This is a genomic window from Acinetobacter sp. V2 (assembly GCF_001188385.1).
Lineage (GTDB): Bacteria > Pseudomonadota > Gammaproteobacteria > Pseudomonadales > Moraxellaceae > Acinetobacter > Acinetobacter oleivorans.
Map to the genome: position 1 here is coordinate 52,513 of NZ_JZFB01000001.1, position 6,780 is coordinate 59,292.

At 38.2% G+C, this 6,780-nt stretch carries 5 protein-coding genes and 2 pseudogenes; 1 reads left to right on the plus strand and 6 read right to left on the minus strand.

Annotation, left to right across the window (positions count from 1 at the left end; all coding sequences use genetic code 11):
- From UC75_RS19385 to UC75_RS00255, 3 genes and pseudogenes are all read right to left on the minus strand, one after another.
- A pseudogene (locus UC75_RS19385) lies at positions 1-255 on the minus strand (TonB-dependent siderophore receptor); the annotation flags it as partial.
- A gap of 58 nt (positions 256-313) precedes the next feature.
- A pseudogene (locus UC75_RS00250) lies at positions 314-1,280 on the minus strand (FecR domain-containing protein).
- Positions 1,281-1,310: 30 nt separating this feature from the next.
- On the minus strand, positions 1,311-1,817 hold the full coding sequence (locus UC75_RS00255) for a sigma-70 family RNA polymerase sigma factor (RefSeq protein WP_049836299.1): 507 nt from the start codon (positions 1,815-1,817) through the stop codon (positions 1,311-1,313).
- Positions 1,818-2,183: 366 nt separating this feature from the next.
- Between UC75_RS00255 and UC75_RS00260 the strand changes: the two genes are divergently transcribed.
- Complete coding sequence (locus UC75_RS00260) at positions 2,184-3,557, plus strand: putative bifunctional diguanylate cyclase/phosphodiesterase (protein WP_049836300.1); 1,374 nt, start codon at positions 2,184-2,186, stop codon at positions 3,555-3,557.
- Between the two features lie 142 nt (positions 3,558-3,699).
- Here UC75_RS00260 and UC75_RS00265 read toward each other — a convergent pair whose 3' ends face one another.
- The 3 genes from UC75_RS00265 to UC75_RS00275 are packed head-to-tail and all read right to left on the minus strand — an operon-like array spanning position 3,700 to position 6,571.
- The gene (locus UC75_RS00265) at positions 3,700-4,614 is read right to left on the minus strand and encodes an alpha/beta hydrolase (RefSeq protein WP_049836301.1); all 915 of its coding nucleotides are present in this window, start codon (positions 4,612-4,614) and stop codon (positions 3,700-3,702) included.
- Positions 4,598-5,497 (minus strand): alpha/beta fold hydrolase, encoded by a 900-nt coding sequence (locus UC75_RS00270; protein ID WP_049836302.1) that lies wholly within the window; start codon positions 5,495-5,497, stop codon positions 4,598-4,600. Before UC75_RS00270 ends, UC75_RS00265 begins: the two co-directional genes overlap by 17 nt.
- Before the next feature lie 21 nt (positions 5,498-5,518).
- Positions 5,519-6,571, minus strand: coding sequence for a sugar phosphate isomerase/epimerase family protein (locus UC75_RS00275; protein WP_049836303.1), 1,053 nt, complete (start codon positions 6,569-6,571; stop codon positions 5,519-5,521).
- Positions 6,572-6,780: the final 209 nt, after the last annotated feature.

A 6,780-nucleotide genomic window follows, 5' to 3' on the forward strand; every position in this document is an offset into this window, starting at 1 on the left:
TTCAACAGCGTAATTCCCTTGAAGCGCTTTGCTTTTTGTTTTTGAAAGACTGGCATTATCGTAGCTAATGGTTGTGCTTGTTTGAATCGCCAGTTGTTTAATGGCCTGATCAAGCGTGCTCTGGCGAATTGAAATACTGTAAGTTTGCGCAGCATAAATAGACGTTGAGGTAAGCGCCGTGACCACTAATGGCGTACTCCATAGCACTGCACGTATAGCCAAAGCCAATTTACTTTTTGCTTGATAATCCTTCATGTGGTCTTCTCGACAGGGAGTGTATTTCTCTATAAGTCGAACCAGATCAAAAAAAGGGTCACATTTTTTTATCTTTTTTTAATATTTAACAAATATTGGCTGTAATAGTTCAGTTCAAGTTGATGACTATAGGCCAAAGTTTCTAAGCTTTGCTCAGGGTTCTTTAGAGAAAATACGCCAGAAATTTTTATATTTTTTAATTCAGGATCGAGATGGTAAGTTCCTTTTTTATAACGGAATAGCTCATCCAGCACTTTTTGAAGTGGCCATTGATCTACAACCAAAAGTTGTTGGGTCCAATAGGGCTGATCGTTATCGAGAGGAAGAGCTTTTGATATATATTTTTCATCAAAAAAAGCACGTTGACCTTGTTTTAATATTTGGCGTTTAGAAGCGTTCTCTGGTTCAATGGCTACCGCATGTTTATAGACTTTAACTTTGGTTTGTTCGCTATTTTCTTGACGAACCGTAAATTGAGTACCTAAGGCTTCTACTGAACCATTCTTGGTTTCGACAATAAATGGCCGATGTTGAGCATCCTTTGCCGTTTCAACATAAATTTCCCCATCAATCAGTTTTATCTGACGTTTCTCTTTCGTGAAATTTACATCGACATAGCAATCACTGGCCATAATCAGTTGAGAACCATCTTTTAACGATACTTTTCTAATTTCACCCACTTTGGTGTGGTAGTCCGACTGCCATTTTTCCCAAGGTATAAAATAAGCAGACAAGCCAATGATCATTAAACCTGAAAGGCTTAACAGCATATTGCGTTTTGCAGCAAGATTAAATTTTTGATTAGACTGAACTAAAGCTTCGGAAGGGAAGTTACCTGCAAGGTTTGATAAACCGTGGCTGAATTTTTCCATTTGCTGAAGTGCTAGTTGGTGTTCTTTTTTTTCGGCTTTCCACTGCTCAAATTGTTGCTGCTGTAATGCTGTCATTTCACCCGAATGTAGGAGTACCAACCAGTCTGCGGCTGCATCTAAAACATGAGGAGGAATTTTATTAATAGCTGACATACAGTAGAAATTTGAGTGCGTTGAAAGGGGTTAATTATAGAGGTCTATACAAGCCAAAAAAGCTTGTTTCATATCTCTTTTCACAGTGGATTCAGAAATATTCATTTTTTCACTAATTTCTCGATAAGTCATGCCGTCTAGTTGAGACATCAAAAAGACCTGAGCCGTGCGGGTGGGTAGTTTTTCTAATATTAAATGAACTTGATATAGGGTTTCTTGAATATAAACTTCATGTTCAGCAGAGGGATAATATTGTTCTGGAAGATGCTGTAGGGCATCTAGATAGAGGTTTTCAATATGCTGACGGCGCCAATGGTCAATAATGACATGTTTGGCGATCCCCATAAGCCATGCCTGTGGTTCCTTAATTTTTTGAAAACAATATTCGCTTTTTAAAGCACGATAAAACACTTCCTGACTCAGGTCTTCAGATTGATGATGGTGCTGAAGTTTGTGTTTAAACCATGATAAAAGCGTAGTTTGCTGAGAACGGTAAATTTGGCTAAACCATACCTGTTTCTCTACATTGAAGTTCATAGGGGCGGAGTCCACAAATTGGCAATGAGTAGCGCAATTAAACACACAGTTAAATTATTCTTAAATAGTAATGATAATTATTATTAATATCAATAAATAGAGTTCTATATTCTAAAAATTCTTATGCTCTAATTTTTCGCTATTTAGGGCCTGTACCTTAGTCGCAGACACATGTATCGTTAGGGGATGATCCTTTAAAATTATAAGGAGTTTGATAAGCAACATCGTTCAATTAAACAACCAAACTATACCACCACGATAAAACAACAACAGTCTCAAGATGAGTCGTATAAATAACAAGGAATAAAACATTTTGTTTTATTGGTGAATCTTGAAGTGGGGTATCAATGATCCAGATGGGGGTCTATGAAGAAATATTTTACGGTTGATTTATTTATGTTCGCTTCGTCTTATTTTAAAAAACACAAGAAAAATTACCGCAGCGTAAAGGACCAGCAGCTTACAATTGCAGCCAAAGCAAATATCTTTATTTGCATCATTTTTTGCTTATTCTGGACCATATATTTTGCATTTGCACAAATGTGGTTGATTGTTTACATGGATATCTTTTTTACATTGATCTCCATATTTAGCCTTTTTCTTATTTATATAAATCGAATTTCAGCGGGTATTCTTCTTTCACAAGTCGTACTGCTGGTTTTTCCAGTGGTGTTTTGCCTATTTTTTGATATAGCTACCGTTGATCGTCCGCAGGTAGCTCATTTATTTTTACCTGCCGGAGCGATATTGGGGTATTTGAATTACCGCAGAGACCCCAGCTATTTACAATTCATTTTAATTTTATTGTCGATTGGGTGTTTTATATTTTTTAGTGGAACCTCTTTTAATCTTGAGAGTGCTATACCGCTATCTGAAGATATTCGCGATCATGGCGGATGGATTGCAACGTGTGTTGCCACATTAATGATCTGTATTTCAATTTATACCATGCAATTAGAGATACAAATAGAAAACAGCATGGTGAAAGACTTACGCTTGGCTCTTGCCAAACAACAATTTGAGCTTTTTTATCAGCCACAAATTAATTCATCTGAAACGCTGATTGGCGCAGAAGCTTTATTAAGATGGCAACATCCTACTTTAGGTTATGTTCCTACAAAAGATTTCATTCCAGCTGCTGAAACGTTTGGATTAATGCCAGAGATTGGGGAGTGGGTGTTAGCTCAAGGCTGCAAAGTTTTACAAGAGTGGAGCAAAAAAGCCGAGACCCAAGATCTTACGCTTTCCATCAACATTAGTGCTGATCATTTTATGCAAGCTACCTTTGAGCAAACCGTGATTGGAATGGTTCAAAAATATCAGATAAATCCGTCGCGGCTCATTTTAGAAATCACTGAAAATATTGCTTTAAATAATTGTGTAAGCTTGATCGAGAAAATGCATTTCCTGTCAAAAAATGGAATTCAGCTTTCCCTTGATGATTTTGGTACAGGTTATTCATCTTTAAGCTATTTACAAAAAATGCCCATTAGCCAAATCAAAATTGATCGTAGCTTTGTGCAGGCAGCGTTGGATGATAAACGTAGCAATAAACTCGTAACTGGCATTATTAAAATTGGACTAGATTTGAACCTTCGAGTGTTAGTAGAAGGCATCGAAACGGCTGAACAATTTAGTGCTTTTAAAAATAATGGATGCACTGAATTTCAAGGTTATTTATGGGGATGTCCGATGCCGTTAAATGACTTCTTAAAACAGATTGCCCATTTCAAAAAATAGGCAAAAGAGTAATTTTAATAAGAACTCACAGTAACTATCATCCATACTTAAAAGTAAGCTGAGCCACTCCAAAAGTTTAATTAAACAATTTTAAAGAGTGGCCCGACTAACCGAAATGCTTAAATGATGGAAATAAATCTATCTATATGTGAATTTTACTATAGATAGATTTTACCTTTTCAGGACTAATTGCCAGCATGTGAATCGCGCCGTGAATCATTCCTTCTAACAAATGAAAGTTTACTTGAATACCTGCATCCCACAGTTTTTGAGCATATCTTTCACCATCATCCCGAACAGGGTCATATTCACAAACAAAAATGGTTGCATCTGGCAGTCCATCCAAAGATTGAGCGAGTAACGGACTTACAAGCTCATTCTGTTTCTCATTTTCATCCTGCACATATTGATTCCAACAATAAACCATTGTGGATGCCTCTAAACCATAACCTTCTGCGTATTGGCGATAAGAATTACTACTCATCGTGGCGTCTAAAGCTGGGTAGAAAAGAAGTTGATGGCTCACCTTAATTTCTGGGTGTTGTTTTGCCATTAGGCATGCGGCGGCAGCTATATTTGCGCCAGCACTATCTCCACCTACAGCCACGCGATTTTGATCAATTCCCAATAGTGAAGCATTGCCATGGATATAGCGGAATGCTGTAAAAAAATCATTTAAGGGTGTAGGGAACTTAAACTCTGGCGCCAAACGATAGTCCACAGAAAATACAACCTGTTGAGTTGATTCTGCTAATAACCGACATGAACGATTCCATGCGTCTAAACTTCCCAGACACCAACCTCCACCATGTGCAAAAACTAAAGCAGGCCGTTGCTCAGCATTTTCGAGTGAAGAGGGAACATAAACACGCACTTCAATTTCCGTACCATCTGACACAGCAACATAAAAACTTTGTTGATAGCTTCCATCTTGTTGAATACCTTGCTGATCAATAATGTCTTTATTTACTTGCTTCCTAAGTTCTTGTAACGAATTTACAGCCTGCGTGGTAGGTCTGGACTTAAGCCAGCTTTCAATTTCAGCAAGTAGAGGCATCGTTTTTTTCCTGCTGCAAGAAATCTAAAATGAGTGAGCTAAATATTTCTGACTGTTCTTCCATAATGAAATGACCGCAGTCTTTTACAATCGCACTGGTTAAATGTGGTGAAACCTTTTTCATGGTTTCATAAGGTGCATTATCCGTAGCATGTTCAGCGCCTATGGCTAAAACTGGCATGTCTAAACTTTTAGTTTCTCTGATTTTATTTTGACGTATGGTCTCTGGAATAGAGCGGTAATAATTAAAACCCGCCGTTAAACGACCCGGAATTTTATAGGCTTCGATATAAGTTTCAGTTGCCACTTTGTCTTTGTGCCATGACCATTTATCAAACATATAATTTAAATAAGTATCTTCACGGCCCGCGATTAATGCTTCGGGTAAGTCTAGGGTCTGGTTAAACATGAAATGCCAAAGAAAAATATTTTCACTTGGTTCAACAAAAATAGGAGGTGCGGGTGCTAAACCGGGAATCACAGCCTCTGTGACCGCAAGACGAGTCACTGATTCAGGAAAATCAGATGCAAGTGCATAGGCAATCCACATACCAATGTCGTGGCCAACAACCGAATAAGTTGGATATTCAAGTTGAGTCATGAGCATTGATAAAATTTTAGCAATACGCCCCGTATCGTAACTTCCATCCAGTGGAGCTGAATTTCCTGTTCCGGGTAAATCAACAGCGATGGCTTGATAACCCTGTTTTGCCAGTTCAATCATGACTTTGTGCCACGCATACCATGTTTGCGGCCAGCCCGGAATCAGTAATACAACTGGACCTTCCCCTAAGGTGACGTAGTGTAATTTTTTGCTCTCAATGTGAATGTAATGATGTTGGAATTCGCTATGTAAGTTTTCATTGGATTGGTGAGTTTTCATGTTGAGTTCTCTTACTGTTCCTTAAATACCCAATAACTGATTAATTTGAGTCTGATTCACAGGGGCAGCCGCAAAGTCATCAAACACTTTATCGGTGACATGAATAATATTTTGCTTAATGAACTCGGCACCTTCGCGTGCGCCATCGTCCTTATTTTTGAGACAGCATTCCCACTCTAATGTGGCCCAGCCTTCGTAGTCGTAATGTGCTAACTTTGAAAAAATCGCTTTAAAGTCAACTTGACCATCACCCGTAGAACGGAATCGACCCGCTCGATTTCCCCAGCTTTGATAGCCGCTATACATTCCTTGGCGGCCTGTTGGATTAAATTCGGCGTCTTTAACATGAAACATGCGAATGAAATCTTTATAGATATCGAGATATTCCACATAGTTCAGTTGTTGCAAAACAAAATGGCTTGGGTCAAAAAGAATATGGCAACGTGGATGGTTGTGAGTCCGCTCTAAAAACATTTCAAATGTAATGCCATCATGCAAATCTTCACCGGGGTGAATTTCGTAGCAAAGGTTGACGTCTTGTTCATCACAAGCATTCAAAATCGGAAGCCAACGACGTGCTAATTCATCAAACGCCGTTTCAATAAGCCCTGATGGTCTTTGAGGAAATGGAAATACATAAGGCCATGCTAGCGAGCCTGAAAATGTCCCCATATCTTTAAGACCTAAGCGGGCAGATGCCTGAATTGAAGCGAACATTTGTTGTTTTGCCCACTCGGTTCTAGCTACTGAATTACCATGCAAATGAGATGGGGCAAAGTTATCGCACATTGAGTCATAAGCAGGATGCACAGCCATTAACTGCCCAAAAATATGAGTCGTTAACTCACTAATTTTTAAGCCATGATTGCTTAAAGTACCTAATATTTCATCACAATAATCTTGGCTTTCTGCTGCCAAATTGACATCGAATAAACGCTTATCCCAAGCAGGAAGTTGTACCGCTTCAAAGCCTTGGTTTGCTACCCAAGCAGCAATGTCCTCTAGACGGTTAAAAGGGAAAACATCATCGCTAAATTGAGCAAGATGAATACTTGGACCTTTGATGGTTTTCATAATAAAACCTAATTAGTTGTCGATCGACAAACAATAGGCTTAATTTTTGATAAAAACAACTTTTTATTTGAAAATCAAAACAAAACGAGAGTATTTTGAATAAATCTCATTGATTTATTTGTGAAAATATTTTTTTCGAATAATAATAAAAAGAGGTACTCAATTTGATAAAGGGTCATTATGGCTGGCAGACCAAGAGAGTTTGATCG